Source organism: Gammaproteobacteria bacterium (genome assembly GCA_019748175.1).
Classification (GTDB): Bacteria; Pseudomonadota; Gammaproteobacteria; order JAIEPX01; family JAIEPX01; genus JAIEPX01.
In genome coordinates this window covers 1-21,482 of record JAIEPX010000002.1, presented here as the reverse complement: position 1 = coordinate 21,482, position 21,482 = coordinate 1, and the positions used below count along the sequence as shown (strand labels likewise).

The following is a 21,482-nucleotide window of genomic DNA, read 5'->3' as shown; positions in this document are numbered from 1 at the left end:
GAGAGAATTAACTATGGCTGACATAATAAACATCTGGAATGATTGCCTGGGAATCCCAGAAAATGAAGGCGGCCTTAAAATTACTATTTCGCTTGATCAGTTGCGCACGCTTATTGAAAAGACAACTCCTTTAATTGGCCATGAAGTACTTTTAAATGACAATACTATTTCCTTAGATTGGCCCCATTTAGAAAAATACATAGATTCAACTATATCAAAGGCTGGCCCATTACACGATTTTTTGCACACTCACATCGTAGTTACACTGTATCGACATGTCAGAAATATTCAGCATCGTAGTGCTCATGCCCTAATCTTTTTTGATGCTCCACAACATGCTCGCGCATATAATCAATTTTTACTTCATATATTACCCATAAAAAATCCCGACTTCCCTAGATTAAAAGAAAAACAACTAACTATCACTTCTGATCAATTTCATTTTATAAATAGGTTGTCAATGCTTAGAGCAGAGTCTTTACCCGCAGAGTTTTTCAAAGATTGCTTTTTAAAAACACTGCGAGCAGATACAATGGATTTTACAAGCACATTTTTGACAACTCTTTTTAATACCCATAAAGATAATCGAGCACTTCAAAATTTACGACCAGTCAATCGAGGTGCCTACATTATTCATCCTGATGGCACTCTTCTACATAGACATAAGAGAGTATCGAACAATGGAGTGAATAAGAATGGATTCACGCAAATTCAATCCTTAACGCTCATTGATGACTGGCTCTTAAGCCCTGCCTTCGGACATTTACGCAGGGATACATTATACGGACTTGTGACACATCACAGCGATGTAAGAATTAGTCGTCTTCTAAAAACAGATGGCGGCACTATCGGCAGACCTTTTGAAACCGATAGCCCATTCACTGCTGGTCAGCAACTCAGACTATTAAATCAAAAAGACCGCCACTTCTCTGAAAATCAATTATCCGAATTTAAGCGTGCTGTTGTCAATGAAAGATTAATAGATTCTAAAACTAATGAAGTTTTAGCCCGAATGAGGTTCAATCCACATAAAAGCTTTGTGGCAATATGCTCAAACACTCTAAGTTCTCGTTTACTAGCTTATGATTTTGCACAAGAACTTTTAGAATCTGTTGAACAAAACAACGGCGTTTTACTCAATCAGAGTTTCAAACTTCCAGTTGTTTTTTACAATAAGCCCGCAGAAAAATCTAAATCATTTTTAGATAGGTTTAACGCACCCAATAAACAACATGAGATTTCTTTATATACTTCAGAAATGCGTATAAGAGATCTTCAACAGTGCGATAGTATCTTTAATGACAAAACAAAAAGGCTCAATGACTATAAAAAACATAATTTTGATTTCCTCCTAGGGCTCAACAAATTAACTCTAAATATTTTTCTAGAAGAAGTTGAAGGCACTCCACTAGCTCTTTATATGTTACAGAAGGGTTATGCTCGTGCGTTAGTGCGTGTTTTGAGGCCCTTGCGACTTAAAAAACTGGAATACACAGATCCAAATTTACTTCATATAATATTTAAAAATCTTCTAGATAGAAATCTTATTCAAAAAAATGACCCTATTATTGCTGAGCTTATCAGGATAGAAGCCTTTGAATTGGCCGATATACTCATAAAAGCAACTAATTCGGAGAAAAATAAATTAAAATTTCGAATCTTCGACTTAGTCGATTATCTAGCAGAAAAAGGCAATCCTCGTCAAATCAAGTTTATGGGCCTCAGCGAGATGTTGACAATGGCTGCAGTGAAAAAATACTGGGTTACTATTCGGCTTTGCCTTAAAGAGATTAAAGAAATTGATAGTATCTTATTAGAATACCTATTCTTAGAAGCATTCAAACAAGGTCAACACAGCGAAACTATCCTACTTGAAAAACCAAGAACTGCAAATAATGACGGCATTATCTCACTTCAAGATAAAGTGAGCTCAAACCCTTTCATAGACCCTCAAGATCCGATCAAAAGTGTTTGCATACTAGTATTTGAAGCCTATATTTTAGGTGAAAAAAAACTTGCCGAATGGCGACTATTCCATTACGGCCGTGAAATTAATATCATACCCAATGATGGCGATAAAAAATTCACTTATGGATTCAAATTACTCCTAACCTCATTTGAAAGAGCACTACCCTTTCTTCATTTTGATTCTAGTAATCATGCACATAAATTGGCCGCTGAAATTTTTCTATACTATAAAGATACCGATCTATATCTATCACTTCGAGAACTCATTAATTCCAGACTAAAGCCAGCTGACCTTCCCACTGAAAAAGCGATTGCTACTAAACTGATAGATTCTCTTAACCCAATTAGCTCTAATTTCCCAATGTTTATAAAGCCGCTAAAAAGAGTCATCTCACAATCTAATCATTTACATATCTGGCTATTAGCATTGACTGAAACATTAACTAAAATAATCGATGAGAAATACACCATTAAATTTCACCATGCTTTGATTGATTACAACACGCTCGAACTTGAAGAATTATTTGAGCTTTTCATCTTCGCATTAGACTGTATTAATAGCTATAAAACCACCTATATTGACGATGACATTCGATCATTTATTGATATAAAAAATGAAGTTAATATCGCACTACTCCTTGCCTATAAAACCAATCACTTTAAAACGCTTCATGCGATATTATCTACTCCGTTCATCATCGAAAAATCATACAACGAAACACTAAATTATATGATTGAAAATATTGTCAAATCGCCATCAATCCGCTCTCTACATCTTCACTCACAATACCTTCGACAACTTCTGGAAGATCACCCGATTAAAGTGAAGGCAAAGCACATCCAACTTGCACTCTATCACAAAAATCAATGGCAAATAATTCCATTACTAGAATCAATTGATGAGTGTGATATTCAGAATCCAGATAACTTTTGGGAATACTATGAACTATGGAGAATATTTAAATTTGACATGATTTTACGTCCAAAAGAACAATCCGATGCCCTCGCCTGCAAACTTGGCCCACTTCGCACCAGACACTATTCATTGCTCTATATCATCTTAGTGCTTTGTAAACTCTTTGAAAATCAACACATATTCTCGTCATACTTCTATCTCAACAAACCACTTGACTCTGAGCCAACGAGAAAAATCATTAATGACCTTAAAAGCCAAACTATAGCATCTTACAATAATTCATCAATCATGTTTGAAACTGTACTAAAACTTCTTGACGATTATTTATCTGCACTCACAACAATTGAGTCACTTCCCTGCGAGCAATTATTACTCAACATCTATAAAAATCTACTAGCACATTTTGAAAGCACAATATCCCGCTCCTCACTAAGCTTTTTTAGGAAGCAGGAAGAAAAAGATATTATTTCTGACTTTTACAAAATAGTGAGCGAAACAGACCAAATCTTCAACCAAAGTCCCAGCAACAATAACCCAGAAACTCACATACAACCTGACCCTTCAGATATTACACTGTATCTCTAACTCTTTATCTTCTAACTCACATTCAATTTTTTTCACGATCGTTACGTCTTTTTTCCATTTCTTCACGACGAAGTTTTCGTCGCTCATCTGCTTCAGCATATCGCCTTTTTTCGATAAAAGATTCGGGAATCACCGGTGGAACGCGTGTCGGTTTTCCATCATCGTCCAGCGCCACAAATGTCAGATAGGCTGACAAAATATGATGGGTCTCGCGCGTTCGATAATTTTCGATAGTAACACGAACCCCTATTTCCATCGAACTAGTCCAGCTGCGATTTACTGACGCACTAAACAGCAAGGTATCTCCGCGCGTTGCCGGCGCTAAAAAATGAATTGAATCGACAGAAACCGTCACACAAGGTGATCCGCTATGCCGCTCAGCGACTACTAAAGCTGTGCGATCAATAATTGACATGATCAAACCACCAAAGACCTTCCCCATCGAATTCAAATCGTTGGGAAAAACCTTGTAGGTTTGATTTTCTACAGCAGACGCTTTAACCAACCTGCCAGGTAACGTTTTATGTGTCATATTACTACTCCAACTACAATTATAGCTAATTCCCACACTGACACCAATAATTTTTTAGCGTAATTCGAGATGTCTAATGCTTTTTTGGCCAGCAATATCTGCTCTTATAAAAGAGAGTTAGTGTTAGAGCTAGATTTAGACAACTTTAGAGCAGGTTCAGGTACAAACTTAGCTAAATTCAAGTCGACCCTCACCAAATAGCTATACATCGAACTTTCGAAACCAGCACTATCAAAAACATCACTAAAAAAACCAGAACTTGTTTTAGGAGTAACTTGTTTAAATTGACTCAACATTGTTTCATAGGTGCTGAGTATTACATCGTCCGTTGGCAGCGAATGAATTTGGTGAAAATAATTATTGAGCATACGAAGATTAGTTTCGTGAAAAGCACTCAACTTTATCTTAGGAAGATTCTTTTCAACCACAGAGAGATACTCTGAATTTAATATCACATTTAAATTAGGAAATAGATAACGCGTCAACTCCCAATCAGATAGCGATACCCTATATGCGACCAAGAGATATTGCAATGTTAAATGCTTTATATAAGCAGGCCTTAACATGGCCATTAATTTTTTACATACATCATTACTTTTTGCTTTGCTACCATAGATCCAAGCACTAAAGAAAGCAAATCGAAACGAATGATCGTAATAATGATTTTTATCAACAGCGTCGAGCAATGGTAACAATACATCCTCTCCGGATATCCTCGCTGACAGCTCAATATGTTTAGGATGTATTTCTGTTTTATATTTTTCAATTAACTCAAAAACTAGCCATTTCAATCCTCTAATATTGATTGCTGCAGTTAATAACTGCATCTTAATTGATAGACTAAAGCTATAGTTCTCTAATAAATGCTTAAGAAGGATTTCATTATCAAGATAGGCGACCTTTTCAACAATTGCGCGTCCACCTCCTACATTATAATCCGGCTCAGCACCGAGCTCCAATAACAAATAAGGCATATGCATCGCAGCGCTCTTCACAGAGTCATACAGCGCCTCATTAATGGCCAACTGCCAGCACTGTTGTTGCGCTGCGTTCCTCACCATTTCCTTAATTAAATCCTTAATGAAACCGAGGTTATGAGAAGATACCTTCCTTGATATGACCTCAAAAAAAAGCTCATCAATGTGTGTGCTATAATCTTTTTGCGATCTAAAATGAGCAACTAAGTTCGTCAGCAACAACAACTCTTTATTTGCCAACAGAATTTCAATAATATTTTTTAACACAACCTTTTTATAGTGCAATGGAAAATAGGAACATGACCACTGTAGAGAATCTTTTATGATTCGAAAACCGTTCATGATAATATCACCATCAACAGATTCTAAATCGCTAGTGTTTAAATATTTTTTTAAGCGGTAAATAGCCATCTCCCGACTCCCAATGGCTAATGCTTCCACAACTAAACGACAGACTAAATCGGGTTGATTCATAAAAAAAGAATCTGAAATACGAAATTCAGAAAGCAGCTCTATAGCCCACTCATTTTTTTTCAGAACGGCAAGATCTGCGGCAAGCCATTGGCGAGATGTAGCAAGAGAACCTTGACACTGGGCTTCATGCTTAATTAAATCTGGCAATAATTCATTATAATCATGCTCCACAGCATAGTACAACGTAGACTCCATTTCATGGTTTTTAATGTAACTCCGCCAATAAGGTTTTGCACCCGCTAACAATAATAATTTAGCAATTCCTCGCTGCTGATGTTGGAGCGCCTTTAATAAAGCAAAACCATAATAGGACAAATCATGTTCATCTGCAGGAAACTGAGAAAATATTCCCACCATGGCCCAATCTTTATTCTCCACAGTGTGCTGAATCGCTCTTAATCCTGAAACTTCTGAGGACCTATACGCGCCCATTTTCAATAATAATTCAGCTTCTTTATATTGGCTGCGTTGACACGCATAACACAATAATTGCCCTAATAATCCCTTATCCATATTAGGATATTCTTTGACGCACAGCACAATAGTAACCCACGCACCTCTTTCAGCGGCCATTATCAAAATCTTATCAAATCCCATGTAATTTAATTGTCGCGGGTTACCGTAATTGATGAGATGTGTTGATAATTTCTTATCGCCAACAAGTAATGCATACTTTTCAGAATTCGTCTCTTGAATAAGAATTTCAGCGATATTAAATGCTTCAGCCATAATGAGTTGAGAAATCATGCGATCATTCTTAACGAAAAAATTCCGCTTTATTAGCTCTGCAAGCACTACCACAAGTAGATTTTTCTTTTCGTTATCTTTTCTCAATAATCGCCCCAACATACGCACATAACCCGTTCTTATCATGGCGCAGGCTAACGGAATTCCATAACCATCTTCTTCTAATAACATCTCGGGCGTGATTGTCTCTAACCCCAACAAAAATTCATAATCATTCGCTAGAAAATGAGAATGCCTCTGCGCTGAATCATTATAAATTGCACATGCTTTCTTTTGATCTTCTAGGTGCATATCTTCAGTATAAAATCGCAAATCGTGCTTAAAATGCCCCACTGTGAAATTTTCATGTGCAGATACACCCATAAAAGTAGGCGTTTTTCTCAAATAAAAAACTATAGGGATTCTAAAATTCTTGTTTAATTCGAGGCCATTTTTTTTAGCATAATCTGCGTAATATTCTAATAGCTCTTGCGCGAAATCATAAGCTAATAATCGAGATTCTAAGGTATCAGAACAAATGCTCACAACGCTTCGGTAAGGATTAAAACGCAAGCGCACCAAGCATTCATTTGTTTTCCAATTATCGGGCCTTGCTTCGAGATTGTGTGCTTTAAATTCATTCAGCTCAACCGGAGAGTAACATCTTTTCTTGGACCTTTTTTTCTGAGTCAACGAGCCGTTTTTTTCCTCAGTAATTTCATAAGCAGAAAACCGGTTGCGTCGTGCTTCAATACTATCAGTGGCGTCAAAAACATGTCCGACAGTTCCCCCATCATCAACCAGCATACGATTGACTCGCGCATCATTCCAATGAGTCATCAAGCCATATAACTTACGATTTCGTTCTTTCGTAAAACCAAAAGCGGGACTGATTATTTTACTATCAATGAATGTGCATGACTGAATTTGAGAAAATCCTTTTTTCTGCTCGGGAGTATACATGGGATTTTTATTAATTCTAGTCGTCGCATTACCCTTAGGATCAACAGTAAAGTGACCACGATTCACAAAGCGCAGATTTTGTCGTTTAGTCTCAGCATTACCTGGCATAATCCCCAAAATAAAGGCATAACTATAATCAAGCGTATCGGCTCTTAACGTTTTCAAAAAATATTGATCACCAAGCATTTCTGGGGAAAGCTCCCCACTTCTTTGCGCAGCATAAAATTGACAACAAGAATATTGATCATCCGTCAGAATACATTCATTGTTGTTGATTTTGGGATATTCCGTATTTCTGATGGGTAAAATTGCATAGGTAAAATCGAAAAAAGCGATTGCTGTTTGGTGGTCTTTGAATTTGAATACCAACAAATTATTCGCAGCCAACTTCCGTACAGTTGATATCTTCTTAAAAACTGCCAATAGTTGCATATACAAATCACTGCAAAATGCATTGCTATTTAGACTACGTAAATGTAAATAAGAATGAATATGTTCCCATGATAACTTAACAGGCTCTCCCTCGAACAGGACCATCTGGCCAATATAGGGGAGCATAGTGCAAACAAGGTCCTGTAACTTGACCTCGCTGTGCCTTCGAATACTCGGCAGCACAAACCGCCTATTTTCGCTACAGCATTTATCCAGCAATTGTGTAATATTGATCATAGCGCTCTATCTATCTTAGGATTATTCTTTCTTAGTTGCATAATCCCATTTTATACCATATTTAAGCATAAAATACAAGGAGGAATAGTCTTTGCTAATGGCGGTTAGAGGGCCTACCTTTTAACTATTATTTGGCCCAAAAAAAAAGGGGCAATAAATTGCCCCCCTTCCACACTGGAACTCTATAACTTATTCAGCAGGGGCGCCTTCACGATCCACTAATTCGACGAGAGCGACTGGAGCACAATCTCCGTTACGATAGCCACATTTGATGATGCGTAAATAGCCACCTGGACGCTCTTTATAACGCGGACCTAGAACCGTGAATAATTTACCCACAGCAGCTTGATCACGTAAGCGACTAAATGCTAACCGACGACCAGCAACGCTATCTGATTTAGCTGCTGTGATCATGGGTTCTACAATACCACGCAATTCTTTGGCTTTTGCGAGCGTTGTTTTAATGAGCTCATGTTCGATGAGCGAAGCCGCCATATTCTTAAACATCGCTTTGCGATGAGAGCTATTACGGTTTAATTTTCTACCACTATGACGATGTCTCATGACTTTTCCTATTTATCTGCTAATTCTTTAGGCGGCCAATTATCAATTGCCATACCCAGAGATAATCCACGTGAACTCAACACACTCTTGATCTCAGTCAACGATTTCTTACCGAGATTAGGTGTTTTGAGCAAATCATTTTCTGTGCGCTGAACTAGGTCACCAATATAAAAAATGTTTTCTGCTTTCAAACAGTTTGCAGCACGCACGGTGAGCTCTAAATCATCTACAGGACGTAACAACATTGGGTTCACTTCCGAACCTAAAGATTGTATTTTTTGAGCAGGCTCTGCTTGTAAATCAACAAAAGCCGCTAATTGATGTTGCAAAATAGTAGCCGTTCTACGAATCGCTTCTTCAGGATTCAACGTACCATTCGTCTCTATATCAATGACGAGCTTATCAAGGTCTGTGCGCTTTTCAACCCGCGCATTTTCAACTTCATAGGCCACTCGACGTACTGGACTAAATGATGCATCAAGATGCAACACGCCCACTGATCGAGCTTCTTCACCCGTAAATCGCTGAGCCGCAGGCAAATAACCACGCCCAGTTTTTACCGTTAGCGTCATTTTGAGCTCTGTATTCTTTGTAAGATTAGCAATTACATGGTTAGGATTAACTACTTCAACATCATGCTCTAACTGAATATCAGCAGCTGTTACAGGACCTTTACCTTTCTTAACAAGTTTCAAATTGACTTCATCACGACCATGCATTTTTAATGCAACGCCTTTTAAGTTCAATAAAATATCGATCACGTCTTCTTGCACACCATCAATTGTGCTGAATTCATGGAGTACTACACCACCATCAAATTCAACAGAAATAATGGCAGCACCAGACATGGATGATAGTAAAATACGACGCATCGCATTTCCTAAGGTATAGCCAAAACCCCTTTCCAGAGGCTCAAGCGTAATACGAGAATGCGTAGGTGTAATACTTTCCACCCTAATATTCTGTGGAGTTAAAAAACTGGAGTAAATATCCTGCAACATAATACTAATCACCTCTATTTCGAGTACAACTCTACAACCAAATTAACCTTAAATTCTGGAGGCAAATCCGCCACTTTAGGCTGTGCCTTATACGTTCCCATCATTTTTGTTGCATCAACATCAAGCCAGTCGTGCTGGGGTGATTGTTGAGCTAATTCTAGAGCAGCTTTAATACGTAACTGACCTTTACATCGTTCACGAATTTCAACCACATCACCTGGAACCAACAATCGTGATGGAATATTACATACCTCATCATTCAACAAAACTGAACTATGATTGACTAACTGTCGCGCTTCGGCACGTGTACTTGCAAAACCCATTCGATAAACGACGTTATCTAAACGACTTTCTAAAAAGAGTAATAAGTTGTCACCGGTTGAACCCTTTTGACGATCCGCCATTTCGTAATATCGACGAAATTGCTTTTCCAGCAATCCATAATAACGACGAATCATTTGCTTCATACGCATCTGAACACCGAAGTCTGTTAATCGACTTCGACGAGCCCCATGCTGACCAGGGACCTGTTTCATATTACATTTGGTATCGATATCACGTAATGAGCTCTTCAGACCAATGTCAGTGCCTTCACGACGCATTAATTTACATTTTGGACCTGTATATCTAGCCATCTCTGCTAACTCCTAAATTCGTCGCTTTTTAGGCGGACGGCAACCGTTGTGTGGAATGGGTGTCACATCTGAAATTGATCTAATATTTAAACCCGCCGAATGGAGTGCTCGAATCGCAGACTCACGTCCTGACCCCACACCTCGGACTCGGACGTGAACATCTCTAAGTCCCATTTCTTTCACTAACTTACCAACAGCTTCTGAAGCAACCTGGGCAGCAAAAGGTGTACTTTTTCGAGAACCCTTAAACCCTTTACGTCCAGAACTATCACTCGCCAATGAATTACCTTGCATATCGGTAATTGTAATAATCGTGTTATTAAAGGAGGCTCGAATATGAGCGATCCCTTGTGACACCGTACGTTTTACTTTCTTACGTACACGTGTTGTTGCTTTAGCTTTTGCCATAATCTCTCACTTTCCTATTTACGAATTGGTTTTTTAGGGCCTTTGCGCGTACGAGCATTAGTATTCGTACGTTGACCACGTACAGGCAACCCACGTCGATGTCGTATCCCACGATAACTGCCTATATCTTTCAATCGTTTAATGTTCGTACTAACTTCTCGTCGTAAATCACCCTCTGTCGTGAATTTATCAACTTCAGTACGAAGCTTATCTAAATCAACCTCAGTGAGGTCCCTCACTTTGGACTCAGGCGCCACTTTCGCTAATGCGCAAATTTTTTCTGAGCGAGTAGGACCGATTCCATAAATGCTACGTAGAGCAATACGTACGTGTTTATCGTCTGGTATGTGTACACCGGCTATACGAGCCATTCACTATTCTCCAAAAAGTCGAATATCATAGCGCGAAACAATCGAACAATCAATCAATTCCGCACTTTATAATTAGGATTTAAGTATCCCGACACCAAAGCTAGCCTTGACGCTGCTTATGTCTGGCATCTTTACAGATAACTCTAACCCCGCCATTACGTCGAACAACTTTGCAATTACGACAAATTCGTTTTACTGACGCGCGCACTTTCATAACTTACTCTCCGCTTTCAACGCGACAAGCCAAAATGACCACCCTTTAGATTCGCCTTTTTCATCAACGATTCGTATTGGTGCGACATTAAATGCGCTTGTAATTGCGCCCAAAAATCCATCAGTACAACCACTGTAATTAACAATGAAGTACCTCCAAAATGAAAAGGCACGTGCCATTTCAAAATCAAAAATTCTGGCATTAACGCAACGGCTGTTAAATAAATAGCCCCTACAAAAGTCAATCGCGTCATTACAGAATCAATATAACGAGCTGTTTGCTCCCCCGGTCGAATTCCCGGAATAAATGCACCCGATTTTTTCAAATTCTCAGCTGTTTCATTCGGATTAAAAACCATCGCCGTATAAAAGAAACAGAAGAAAAATATCGCAGCGGTAAACGCAGCTAAATACAGTGGTTGCCCAGGACTCAATGCTATACTCACACTTTGCAGCCAATGCATGCTCGGCATATCCGCGAAAAATCCCGCAATTGTCGACGGGAAAAATATCAAACTTGATGCAAAAATCGGTGGGATAACCCCTGCCATATTAATCTTAAACGGTAAATGGCTCTTTTGAGCAGCATATACACGGCGGCCTTGCTGACGTTTCGCATAATTCACCGTAATACGTCGTTGAGCACGCTCAACAAAAACCACAAATCCCGTTACTAAAAGCACCAAAACTAGCAATAGCAACAAACTGATTCCTTGCATTTGCCCTTGCTTCACTTGTGTAAACACTTGAGCAATCGCTTCAGGAAAGCGTGACACAATACCAGCAAAAATCAACAAAGAAATACCATTACCTACACCACGTTCCGTCATCTGCTCGCCGAGCCACATCAAGAACATAGTACCAGTTACCATACTAATAGTCGCAATAAAATAAAAACTAAATCCGAGTTCTAAAGGAATTCCATTACTTGCTAACCACTTGCTCATTCCCACTGCTTGGAAGAATGATAAAATCACTGTGCCATATCGAGTATATTGATTAATTACTCGCCGTCCAGATTCACCTTCTTTTTTCAGCTGTTCAAGTTTTGGCACAACTGCTGTAAATAATTGCATAATAATGGAGGACGAAATATAAGGCATAACCCCCAAAGCTAATACAGTTGCTCGTTGAAAAGCGCCGCCAGAAAACATATTGAACATGCCGAATATGCCGCCTTGGCTTTGGCTAAATAAATGCGCCAATCGTTCTGGATCAAGACCAGGTACAGGAACATGCGAGCCGATGCGAAAAACGATAATAGCCATTAATACAAATAGCAATCGCCTCTTAAGCTCAGCCAATCCTCCTTGGGATAATGCGCTACCTAGATTCGGAGTTGCCATCTACACTTCAACCTTTCCGCCAGCTTTCTCTATAGCAGCTTTTGCACCTTTAGTAACACCAACACCTTTCACGGTCACTGCTTTTTTCAGTTCGCCACTCAGAAAGATTTTAACGCGGGTAATACCGGCTTTAATAACGTCTGCGGCAAGAAGCGTTTCTAAATTAACGGTATCGCCTTCAATTTTATTTAACTCATTCAAACGAACTTCAGCCGTTGCACGACCGATTTTTGATGAGAAACCAAATTTAGGCATACGTCGAGCGATAGGCATCTGACCACCCTCGAATCCTACAGGTATAGAAGAACCCGTACGCGAAGTCTGCCCTTTGTGTCCTCGACCACCCGTTTTACCTTTTCCAGATCCTATACCGCGTCCAAGACGAACACCTTCACGTTTAGCGCCTGGGGCTGGCTTTAATGTATTTAATCGCATGGTCATAATTAACTTTCCTCAACATTCAACATATAAGCAACTTTATTAATCATGCCACGATTTTCAGGTGTATCCTGAACCACAATCGTTTGATGCATCTTTTTCAGACCGAGGCCTCTAACACAAGCTTGATGTTTCTTTAATCGCTTGCACAGGCTTCGAATCAACGTGATTTTGAGTTCTTTTGAAGTAGCCATATTAACCCTCCACCACAGCTTTAACTGTTTTACCACGACGTGAAGCAATCAATTCAGGTGACCGCATTCCAGTCAACGCATTAATTGTTGCACGCACTACATTAATCGGGTTTGAGGCATTTACCACTTTTGAAAGCACATCTTCAATCCCAATCACGGTGAACACCGCCTTCATCGCATGACCCGCAATAACGCCAGTACCTGGAGAAGCTGGTTTCATAAATACTTTTGTAGCGCCGAAACGTTGGTTAATTTCATGCCATATCGTTTTACCATTTAGGTCGATACTACGCATGCTACGACGGCCTTCAGCACTGGCTTTCTTCATAGCAGCCGGAACTTCAGCAGCTTTACCCAAACCATAACCCACTTTGCCTTTTCCATCGCCAACTACAATCAGAGCAACAAAGCTCATCTTGCGGCCACCACTGGTAGTTTTGGACACTCGTCCAACGTAGACCATCTTTTCAATATAACCATCGGAGGCTAATTCATTTTCGACCATTTCAAAACCCTTCGTCGTTAAAACTCTAATCCAGCTTCACGCGCCGCATCGGCAAGTGCCTTGATGCGCCCATGATAGGCGAATCCAGAACGATCAAAAGCGACGGTTTTCACATTCGCTTTCAAAGCTCGCTCAGCCACAGCTTTACCTATTAATTTTGCTGCTTCTACATTTCCACCGTTTTTACACTGCGCACGCAACTCTTTTTCAACAGTTGATGCCGCTGTTACCACCTTACCGTCAGGTAAAATAATTTGAGCATATATATGTTGAGGAGTACGATGAACACTCAAACGTGTCTTTAACAATCGTTTAGATATTGCTCGCAATGGTTTCGCACGTCGTTGTCGCGCAGTTCGTTTATTTATCATTGCTTCTTACCCTCTTTCTTAATAATCACTTCGCCTTTATAGCGAATACCTTTGCCTTTATAAGGCTCAGGTGGTCTATAATTGCGAATATTAGCAGCCACCTGGCCCACTAAATGCTTACTAACACCTCGAACAGTAATTTCCGTTAGGCTTGGTGTCTCGATGTGAATTCCGGCAGGCACTGGAAAAATAATGTCATGAGAAAAGCCTAAGTTCAGTTTCAAGTTAACACCTTGCATTTGGGCCCGATAACCGACCCCCACTAACTCTAACTGTTTAACAAACTCATTGCTCACACCAGTGACCATATTATTCAAAATAGCGCGTGCAGTGCCGCCCTGTGCATCACCACCATCTTCTACGTCTTTCACGATGATATTTAACACGCCAGCTTCTTGTACAACACCCACACTTCGATGAAGAGTTAGAAACTGCTCACCCTTGGGGCCTTTCACATGCACTTGATCCTTACTAATATTCACTTGAACATTAGCCGGTACTGGAATTGGATTTTTTGCTACTCTAGACATTACCGACTCCTAGCACACTGTACACAATAATTCACCACCCACTCCTTTCACACGCGCCTGCTTTTCAGTCATCACGCCTTGTGGAGTTGATAAAATGGCAATACCTAAACCGCTCATCACTTGCGGTAACTTATCTTTACCTCGATAAACACGTAAACCGGGTCGACTTTTACGATCAATGCTCGTAATGACACCTTCACCACGGTGATATTTTAATGTGACCGCTAAGGACTTTTTCGCGCCTTCAAGAACATCGACTTTGGTAATGAAACCAGAATCTTGTAGCACCTTAGCTATCGCTTCTTTCAATTTTGAATGTGGTATGGTGACAGTAGGCTTCGAACGAGCTTGGCCGTTTCGAATTCTTGTCAACATATCAGCAATTGGGTCTTGCATAGTCATAGTTTCTATCCTATCAATAAATCGCTTTACCAGCTCGACTTAACAATACCAGGAACATTCCCAGTCATTGCCAAGTTTCGCAAACAAATTCTGCACATTTTAAATTTACGCAACACACCACGTGGACGTCCGCAACACTTACATCGTAGACGAAGTCGGCATGGACTTTCGTCACGAGGCCGTTGTGTCAGTTTATTAATCGCCGTAATTTTCTCATCATAATCAACATCAGGATCTTTGATCACTTTTTTAAGAGCTTCACGACCAACTTTAGCTTTAGCACTGAGTTGCGCTCTATATTTATCACGGTTCACCATACATACTTTTGCCATGCGCCCTACTCCTTATCCTTAAATGGGAAATTAAATGCATCCAACAACGCTCGACCTTGTTCGTTGGTCGTTGCACTTGTTGTGATTGCAATATCTAACCCACGGATTGCATCTATTTTATCGTACTCAATTTCGGGAAACACGATTTGTTCACGAATACCCATATTGAAATTGCCACGCCCATCAAACTTCGCGTTAACACCACGAAAATCGCGAATTCGAGGGATTGTAATACATACCAATCGCTCTAAGAAATCATACATGCGGCTGCCACGAAGTGTGACACGCGCACCAATCGGCATACCTTCTCGAATTTTAAAACCTGCGATTGATTTTCGAGCGATTGTTTTAACCGCCTTCTGACCAGCAATCTGAGTCAAATCACGAATAGCATTATCGACAATTTTCTTGTCAGCAATAGCTTCGCCTACACCCATGTTCAAGGTAATTTTTAATAACCTTGGAACTTCCATCACAGATTTACATCCAAGCTTTACTTTAAGCTCTGGAACCATCTTTTCACGATAACGTTGTTGAAATCGACTAGTCATTGTTTATACACCTATTCTTCCAGCACTTCGCCATCGGACTTAAAGACTCGTACTTTACGTCCATTCTCAAGCGTTTTAAACCCAATCCGACCTGCTTTATTGGTTACAGGATGAATGAGTGACAAATTAGATCTGTGGATCTTTGCCTCTCTTTCAATAATGCCACCCTGTGTACCAGCCTGTGGATTTCCACGCGTATGCTTTTTCACAATATTGATGCCTTCAACTAAGACATAATCATCGCTTACCATACGTAATACAGTGCCCGTGCGACCTCTATCGCGCCCTGCTAGCACTTTCACTTGATCACCTGTTTTAATCTTCTGTCCCATCGCAATCACCTATTCACTTACAGCACTTCAGGTGCTAATGATACAATCTTCATAAACTGCTCAGATCGCAATTCACGCGTTACTGGCCCAAAAATCCGTGTGCCAATCGGTTGTTTATTAGCGTTGAGCAATACCGCTGCATTACTGTCAAAACGAATAACGGATCCGTCATCACGACGTACACCATGCTTCGTACGAACCACCAATGCAAACATAACATCGCCTTTCTTCACTTTACCGCGCGGAATCGCTTCTTTGATGGTCACTTTAATGACATCACCAATATTGGCGTAACGACGATGTGATCCCCCAAGCACCTTGATACACATCACTCTTCGTGCGCCGCTGTTGTCCGCGACAGTCAGCATTGTTTGTGTTTGAATCATCCTACTAATACTCCAAAAATTAAGCGGCCCGCTCAATTATCTTGTCTAAAACCCAACTTTTTGTTTTAGAGATCGGGCGGGTCTCTCTAATCTGAACAGTATCGCCAACTTTACATGAATTCTGTTCATCATGTGCAACCATTTTCTTTTCACGTCTAAGATACTTACCATAAAGAGGGTGCTTAACGTGATTTACAACAGTCACAATGATTGATTTATTCATCTTATCACTCGTGACCACTCCAATCAGTGACCGCGCTGTCTTTGTTACTTCAACCATTTTCACGCTCTCTCTCTGCTAAAATTGTTTTCACACGAGCTACAGCTCGTCGGACTAGTTTGAACTGATGCGTTTTCAGTCCTTCGCTCAATCCTTTCTGCATCCGTAAATTAAACTGCTCACGTAATAGTGACTTAATTTCGTCTAGCAGTTCCTGAGTCGATTTCGATCGTAAATCTTTCGCGTTCATTACATCACCGTTCGTTTTACAAAGACCATAGGGAGACCGAGTTTAGCAGCTGCTTTCTCGAAAGCATCTCGCGCAACTTCTTCGGTAACACCATCTAATTCAAACACCATGCGGCCTGGCTGCATGAGAGCAACAAAGTATTCCACATTACCTTTACCTTTACCCATACGAACTTCAAGAGGCTTTTGCGTAATCGGTTTATCAGGAAATACTCTAACCCACATTTTACCAGCACGCTTCGTGATACGAGCTATAACTCGACGAGCTGCCTCAAGCTGACGCTGAGTCAGTCGCCCACGCCCAACACACTTGAGTCCATATTCTCCGAAGGATACACGATTGCCTACAGTAGCGCATCCACGATTACGCCCTTTATGCATCTTTCGGTATTTTTGTCGCTTCGGCTGCATCATAGCCATTACCCCTTAATTTTTATCTCGTTGTTCTTCAGCAGCTTCTGTGTTCGCGGCTTTGCCTTCAAACACTTCGCCTTTGAAAATCCACACTTTCACACCAATAACACCATATGTGGTGTTTGCTCTTGCTGTACCGTAATCAATATCGGCTCGCAAGGTATGAAGAGGCACACGGCCTTCACGATACCATTCGGTACGTGCAATTTCTGCTCCACCCAATCGCCCAGCAACCGCAACTCGAATACCCTCTGCACCAGCACGCAATGCATTTTGCACTGCACGCTTCATCGCACGACGAAACATCACACGACGTTCTAATTGCTGCGCAATACTTTCAGCTACTAATGTTGCATCCAATTCAGGCTTTTTAATTTCTTTAATATTCACGTGAGCGGGTATGCCCATAATTTCACTAACTTTAACCCGTAGACGCTCAACATCACCGCCTTTTTTACCAATAATCACACCAGGTCGTGCCGTATGAATAGTGACTCGCGCAGTTTTTGCAGGACGTTCGATATCGATACGACTTACTGCAGCTTGAGCAAGTTCTTTGCGAAGATACTTCCGTGTAGCAATGTCTTCATGCAGAAAAGCAGCGTAATTGCCACGGTCAGCATACCAAGTAGAGGTCCACTCTTGAGTGATACCAAGACGCATACCAATTGGGTTAACTTTTTGTCCCATACTAAATTCTCACTCTCTTATTCATCTGACACTTTTACAGTGATATGACACATCCGTTTTAAAACACGGTCCGCACGACCACGAGCACGTGGTTTAACACGTTTCAACGTTGGGCCATCATCAACAAAGATCGCAGAAACTTTCAGTTCATCGATATCTGCACCCTTATTATTTTCGGCGTTAGCTATCGCTGAATCCAAAGTTTTCTTAACCATTTCAGCGGCGCCTTTCTTGCTGAATGCCAGAATTTCTAGCGCTCGAGCAACGGGCTTATTACGAATCTGATCAGCAACGAGCCGAACCTTTTGGGCTGAGCTACGTGCATAACGATATATTGCTGCAACTTCCACGATTAATCCTCTTTACCCTTAACTTTTTTATCCGCTGAATGCCCCTTAAATGTACGAGTAGGCGCAAATTCACCGAGCTTATGCCCAACCATGTTTTCTGTGATATACACAGGGACATGTTGGCGACCATTATGGATAGCCACATTCACACCAATCATTTCAGGTATGATTGTTGATCGACGTGACCATGTTTTAATCGGTTTACGATCATTACTTTTGGTCGCTTTAACCACTTTCGCTAGCAGATGGTAGTCTACAAACGGACCTTTTTTACTCGAACGTACTGCCACTTACTATCCTCCTAACCTTTACTACCACGTCCGCGACCACGGCCACGGATGATATTCTTATTCGTACGCTTATTCTTACGCGTCTTAGCCCCTTTAGTCGGTTTACCCGTAGGACTAACTGGATGACGACCACCTGAGGTACGACCTTCACCACCACCATGTGGGTGATCAACTGGGTTCATCGCCACACCACGCACTGTAGGTCGAATACCGCGCCATCGTTTCGCACCGGCTTTACCTAAAGAGCGTAAGTTATGCTCAGAATTGGATACCTCACCCATTGTCGCACGACATTGAATAGGCACACGACGCAATTCACCAGAACGCATTCTGATAGAAGCAAACTCGCCTTCTTTCGCAACAAATTGAACCGAAGTTCCAGCACTACGTGCAATCTGCGCCCCTTTAGCGGGTTTCATCTCTACGCAATGAACCGTAGAACCCACTGGAATATTCGCCAAGGGCAAACAATTACCTACTGCAATGGGTGAGTTAGGACCAGAAATCACTTTATCACCTTGAGCCATGCCTTTAGGAGCGACTATGTATCGACGCTCACCATCACCATAGAGTATTAATGCAATACTTGCGCTACGGTTAGGATCATACTCAACTCGTTCAATAAGTCCAGTAATACCGTCTTTATCTCGCTTAAAATCTATAATTCTATATAACTGCTTATGACCACCACCGCGATGACGAGTCGTAATGCGGCCTTGGTTATTGCGGCCATCGCCTCGTTTGCCGGGTTTTAAAGAACCCTTCGCAACAGTTAATGCTGCTAAAGGACGTCCTTTATGCAATCCCTCTTTCGAAGGTGCAACAACAAAACGGCGTCCCGGTGATGTTGGTTTAGCTTTTTTAATAGCCATCTTCACTCAACTCCTATACCAAGCCGGAAAAATCAATTGACTGACCTGCTGCGACTTTCACATAGGCCTTCTTCCAACCGCTTCGTCGCCCAATGCCAATTTTATTGCGGACTATGGTTGGTTTCTTGTTCACAATACGAACGTGATCCACATTAACCTTGAACAGCTGTTCAACGGCCTTTTTAATCTCTTGCTTATTAGCATCTTTTATCACTTTAAAAACATATTGTCGATGTCGATCACCAACAATTGACGCTTTTTCAGAAATATGAGGAGCAAGCAATACTTTATATGAGCGTTCATCAATCATTGTAATTTCTCCTCGATATGTTTGAGGGCGTCGACAGTCATAATAATTTTGTCGTAAGCAATCAAACCGACCGGATCAATATCGGCCGCTGTACAGACATCAATATTCGGTAGATTTCGAGCTGCCAACAGTACATTGGTATCATGATCATTAATTACGATCAAAACATGATTGCAATCGAGGTCTTTTAATTTACCCATCAACTCTTTGGTCTTTGGCGCATTTAATGATAACGATTCAATACCAATTATTCGTTCACTTCGAACCAGCTCAGATAAAATCGAACAAATCGCACTACGATACATTTTACGATTCACTTTTTGACTGTAATCACGTGGCTTAGCAGCGAAAGTTGTACCACCTGAACGCCAAATTGGGCTTCGAGATGAACCAGCACGTGCACGGCCTGTACCTTTTTGTTTCCAAGGTTTTTTACCACCGCCTCTCACTTCAGCACGTGTTTTTTGTGCCTTAGTACCAGCACGTGCCCCTGCAAAATAAGCAGTGAGCACTTGATGAATAAGAGGTTCGTTATAAGCTTGACCAAATACAGCTTCATTCAGTTCAACTGACTTACTACCTGATGCACCAGTAAGATTTAAATTAATGGCCATTAGTTAGCCTCCTTCTTCTTGGCTTTTACACTAGGCAAAATCACTACGTAACTTCCAGGTGCGCCAGGCACTGAACCCTTAATTAAAATCACATTAGTTGCGGTATCAACGCGAAAAACTTTATGCCCTTGCACAGTCACGCGGGCATTACCCATATGACCTGCCATTTTACGACCTTTATATACTTTACCAGGGGTTTGGTTTTGACCAATTGATCCGGGAGCACGTGTGGTTAGGGAGTTACCATGACTTACAGGCTGTTGTTTAAAATTATAACGTTTGATAACACCTGCATAACCTTTACCTTTTGAGGTACCCCGAATATCGACCATCTGACCTGCACTAAAGTGATCCACTTTAACCTGATCACCCACGTTCAGGGAGGAAGTTTCTCCTTCGTGAATACGAAATTCACACAGCATATCACCAGGCTCTACACCCGCTTTAGCAAAATGCCCAGCTTTAGGCTTACTGACAAGATTCGCACGTCGCAAACCCGCCACAACCTGAATGCCGTTATAGCCGTCGGTTTCCACCGTCTTTACTTGCGTAACTCGATTTGGCTCTACATAGACTACAGTTACAGGAACTGCTCCGCCTTCTTCTGTAAAGCAGCGAGTCATACCTACTTTTTTTCCGACAATACCAACTGCCATTGTTATAACCTCTTAATCAACGCTGATCTCAACATCGACACCAGCTGCCAAATCTAGCTTCATCAATGCATCGACAGTCTTATCTGTTGGATCGATGATATCGATTAAGCGCTTATGCGTACGAATTTCGTACTGATCACGCGCATCTTTGTGCTTGAATGGAGAAATAAGAATCGTGAATTTCTCCAAATCAGTAGGCAAAGGAATTGGGCCCTTGATTCGAGCACCCGTTCTTTTTGCCGTATCAACAATTTCTTTGGTAGAGACATCGATCAAACGATGATCAAATGCCTTTAACCGAATTCTAATGCGCTGATTTTTAACTGCTGCTGTCGTTGTCATTGTCATTACTCAGTAATTTTCGCAACGACGCCCGCACCTACGGTACGACCACCTTCACGAATTGCAAACCGTAAACCATCTTCCAT

General features: G+C 40.9%; 32 protein-coding genes. 1 reads left to right on the top strand and 31 read right to left on the bottom strand.

What is annotated here, in order from left to right:
* Positions 1 to 13 precede the first annotated feature (13 nt).
* Positions 14 to 3,469: a hypothetical protein gene (locus K2X50_00370; protein MBX9585687.1), complete on the top strand. Its 3,456-nt coding sequence runs from the start codon at positions 14 to 16 to the stop codon at positions 3,467 to 3,469.
* Between the two features lie 22 nt (positions 3,470 to 3,491).
* Here K2X50_00370 and K2X50_00365 read toward each other — a convergent pair whose 3' ends face one another.
* From K2X50_00365 to K2X50_00215, 31 genes are all read right to left on the bottom strand, one after another.
* Complete coding sequence (locus K2X50_00365) at positions 3,492 to 4,001, bottom strand: acyl-CoA thioesterase (protein MBX9585686.1); 510 nt, start codon at positions 3,999 to 4,001, stop codon at positions 3,492 to 3,494.
* Positions 4,002 to 4,105: 104 nt separating this feature from the next.
* Positions 4,106 to 7,573 (bottom strand): hypothetical protein, encoded by a 3,468-nt coding sequence (locus K2X50_00360; GenBank protein ID MBX9585685.1) that lies wholly within the window; start codon positions 7,571 to 7,573, stop codon positions 4,106 to 4,108.
* A gap of 426 nt (positions 7,574 to 7,999) precedes the next feature.
* Positions 8,000 to 8,374 carry a 50S ribosomal protein L17 gene (gene rplQ, locus K2X50_00355; protein MBX9585684.1) on the bottom strand — a complete coding sequence of 125 codons (375 nt, stop codon included), beginning with the start codon at positions 8,372 to 8,374 and terminating at the stop codon, positions 8,000 to 8,002.
* 8 nt (positions 8,375 to 8,382) lie between these two features.
* Positions 8,383 to 9,372 (bottom strand): DNA-directed RNA polymerase subunit alpha, encoded by a 990-nt coding sequence (rpoA, locus tag K2X50_00350; GenBank protein MBX9585683.1) that lies wholly within the window; start codon positions 9,370 to 9,372, stop codon positions 8,383 to 8,385.
* Between the two features lie 17 nt (positions 9,373 to 9,389).
* A complete protein-coding gene (gene rpsD / locus K2X50_00345; protein ID MBX9585682.1) occupies positions 9,390 to 10,010 on the bottom strand; it encodes a 30S ribosomal protein S4 in 621 nt (206 codons plus the stop codon).
* A 12-nt stretch (positions 10,011 to 10,022) separates the two neighbouring features.
* On the bottom strand, positions 10,023 to 10,418 hold the full coding sequence (rpsK, locus tag K2X50_00340; GenBank protein MBX9585681.1) for a 30S ribosomal protein S11: 396 nt from the start codon (positions 10,416 to 10,418) through the stop codon (positions 10,023 to 10,025).
* A gap of 14 nt (positions 10,419 to 10,432) precedes the next feature.
* Positions 10,433 to 10,789: a 30S ribosomal protein S13 gene (gene rpsM, locus K2X50_00335; GenBank protein ID MBX9585680.1), complete on the bottom strand. Its 357-nt coding sequence runs from the start codon at positions 10,787 to 10,789 to the stop codon at positions 10,433 to 10,435.
* A gap of 100 nt (positions 10,790 to 10,889) precedes the next feature.
* Positions 10,890 to 11,003, bottom strand: a complete 114-nt coding sequence (gene rpmJ / locus K2X50_00330) for a 50S ribosomal protein L36 (protein ID MBX9585679.1) — start codon at positions 11,001 to 11,003, stop codon at positions 10,890 to 10,892.
* A 16-nt stretch (positions 11,004 to 11,019) separates the two neighbouring features.
* On the bottom strand, positions 11,020 to 12,348 hold the full coding sequence (secY, locus tag K2X50_00325) for a preprotein translocase subunit SecY (protein MBX9585678.1): 1,329 nt from the start codon (positions 12,346 to 12,348) through the stop codon (positions 11,020 to 11,022).
* A complete protein-coding gene (rplO, locus tag K2X50_00320; protein MBX9585677.1) occupies positions 12,349 to 12,783 on the bottom strand; it encodes a 50S ribosomal protein L15 in 435 nt (144 codons plus the stop codon).
* Between the two features lie 8 nt (positions 12,784 to 12,791).
* Positions 12,792 to 12,980 (bottom strand): 50S ribosomal protein L30, encoded by a 189-nt coding sequence (gene rpmD, locus K2X50_00315; GenBank protein ID MBX9585676.1) that lies wholly within the window; start codon positions 12,978 to 12,980, stop codon positions 12,792 to 12,794.
* A gap of 1 nt (position 12,981) precedes the next feature.
* A complete protein-coding gene (gene rpsE / locus K2X50_00310; GenBank protein ID MBX9585675.1) occupies positions 12,982 to 13,485 on the bottom strand; it encodes a 30S ribosomal protein S5 in 504 nt (167 codons plus the stop codon).
* 17 nt (positions 13,486 to 13,502) lie between these two features.
* The gene (gene rplR, locus K2X50_00305; protein ID MBX9585674.1) at positions 13,503 to 13,856 is read right to left on the bottom strand and encodes a 50S ribosomal protein L18; all 354 of its coding nucleotides are present in this window, start codon (positions 13,854 to 13,856) and stop codon (positions 13,503 to 13,505) included.
* Entirely contained in the window at positions 13,853 to 14,386 is a 534-nt protein-coding gene (gene rplF / locus K2X50_00300; protein ID MBX9585673.1) for a 50S ribosomal protein L6, read from the bottom strand. Before rplF ends, rplR begins: the two co-directional genes overlap by 4 nt.
* A gap of 9 nt (positions 14,387 to 14,395) precedes the next feature.
* Entirely contained in the window at positions 14,396 to 14,788 is a 393-nt protein-coding gene (gene rpsH, locus K2X50_00295; GenBank protein ID MBX9585672.1) for a 30S ribosomal protein S8, read from the bottom strand.
* 26 nt (positions 14,789 to 14,814) lie between these two features.
* Positions 14,815 to 15,120 (bottom strand): 30S ribosomal protein S14, encoded by a 306-nt coding sequence (gene rpsN, locus K2X50_00290; protein ID MBX9585671.1) that lies wholly within the window; start codon positions 15,118 to 15,120, stop codon positions 14,815 to 14,817.
* Between the two features lie 5 nt (positions 15,121 to 15,125).
* A complete protein-coding gene (gene rplE, locus K2X50_00285) occupies positions 15,126 to 15,671 on the bottom strand; it encodes a 50S ribosomal protein L5 (protein MBX9585670.1) in 546 nt (181 codons plus the stop codon).
* A gap of 11 nt (positions 15,672 to 15,682) precedes the next feature.
* Complete coding sequence (gene rplX, locus K2X50_00280) at positions 15,683 to 16,003, bottom strand: 50S ribosomal protein L24 (GenBank protein ID MBX9585669.1); 321 nt, start codon at positions 16,001 to 16,003, stop codon at positions 15,683 to 15,685.
* A 17-nt stretch (positions 16,004 to 16,020) separates the two neighbouring features.
* Complete coding sequence (gene rplN / locus K2X50_00275) at positions 16,021 to 16,389, bottom strand: 50S ribosomal protein L14 (protein ID MBX9585668.1); 369 nt, start codon at positions 16,387 to 16,389, stop codon at positions 16,021 to 16,023.
* A gap of 19 nt (positions 16,390 to 16,408) precedes the next feature.
* On the bottom strand, positions 16,409 to 16,669 hold the full coding sequence (gene rpsQ, locus K2X50_00270; protein MBX9585667.1) for a 30S ribosomal protein S17: 261 nt from the start codon (positions 16,667 to 16,669) through the stop codon (positions 16,409 to 16,411).
* Complete coding sequence (gene rpmC, locus K2X50_00265) at positions 16,662 to 16,859, bottom strand: 50S ribosomal protein L29 (protein MBX9585666.1); 198 nt, start codon at positions 16,857 to 16,859, stop codon at positions 16,662 to 16,664. The genes rpsQ and rpmC overlap by 8 nt, the downstream gene beginning before the upstream one ends.
* A complete protein-coding gene (rplP, locus tag K2X50_00260; protein MBX9585665.1) occupies positions 16,859 to 17,272 on the bottom strand; it encodes a 50S ribosomal protein L16 in 414 nt (137 codons plus the stop codon). The genes rpmC and rplP overlap by 1 nt, the downstream gene beginning before the upstream one ends.
* A gap of 12 nt (positions 17,273 to 17,284) precedes the next feature.
* Positions 17,285 to 17,962: a 30S ribosomal protein S3 gene (gene rpsC, locus K2X50_00255; protein ID MBX9585664.1), complete on the bottom strand. Its 678-nt coding sequence runs from the start codon at positions 17,960 to 17,962 to the stop codon at positions 17,285 to 17,287.
* Positions 17,963 to 17,979: 17 nt separating this feature from the next.
* On the bottom strand, positions 17,980 to 18,312 hold the full coding sequence (rplV, locus tag K2X50_00250) for a 50S ribosomal protein L22 (GenBank protein ID MBX9585663.1): 333 nt from the start codon (positions 18,310 to 18,312) through the stop codon (positions 17,980 to 17,982).
* A gap of 2 nt (positions 18,313 to 18,314) precedes the next feature.
* The gene (gene rpsS / locus K2X50_00245) at positions 18,315 to 18,602 is read right to left on the bottom strand and encodes a 30S ribosomal protein S19 (protein ID MBX9585662.1); all 288 of its coding nucleotides are present in this window, start codon (positions 18,600 to 18,602) and stop codon (positions 18,315 to 18,317) included.
* 11 nt (positions 18,603 to 18,613) lie between these two features.
* Positions 18,614 to 19,474 carry a 50S ribosomal protein L2 gene (gene rplB, locus K2X50_00240; protein ID MBX9585661.1) on the bottom strand — a complete coding sequence of 287 codons (861 nt, stop codon included), beginning with the start codon at positions 19,472 to 19,474 and terminating at the stop codon, positions 18,614 to 18,616.
* A 13-nt stretch (positions 19,475 to 19,487) separates the two neighbouring features.
* Positions 19,488 to 19,784: a 50S ribosomal protein L23 gene (gene rplW, locus K2X50_00235; protein ID MBX9585660.1), complete on the bottom strand. Its 297-nt coding sequence runs from the start codon at positions 19,782 to 19,784 to the stop codon at positions 19,488 to 19,490.
* Positions 19,781 to 20,392, bottom strand: coding sequence for a 50S ribosomal protein L4 (rplD, locus tag K2X50_00230; GenBank protein MBX9585659.1), 612 nt, complete (start codon positions 20,390 to 20,392; stop codon positions 19,781 to 19,783). The genes rplW and rplD overlap by 4 nt, the downstream gene beginning before the upstream one ends.
* Positions 20,393 to 20,397: 5 nt before the next feature.
* Positions 20,398 to 21,054 (bottom strand): 50S ribosomal protein L3, encoded by a 657-nt coding sequence (rplC, locus tag K2X50_00225; protein MBX9585658.1) that lies wholly within the window; start codon positions 21,052 to 21,054, stop codon positions 20,398 to 20,400.
* A 12-nt stretch (positions 21,055 to 21,066) separates the two neighbouring features.
* Positions 21,067 to 21,396 carry a 30S ribosomal protein S10 gene (rpsJ, locus tag K2X50_00220; protein MBX9585657.1) on the bottom strand — a complete coding sequence of 110 codons (330 nt, stop codon included), beginning with the start codon at positions 21,394 to 21,396 and terminating at the stop codon, positions 21,067 to 21,069.
* Between the two features lie 5 nt (positions 21,397 to 21,401).
* On the bottom strand, positions 21,402 to 21,482 hold an 81-nt coding region (locus K2X50_00215), incomplete at its 5' end, for an elongation factor Tu (GenBank protein MBX9585656.1).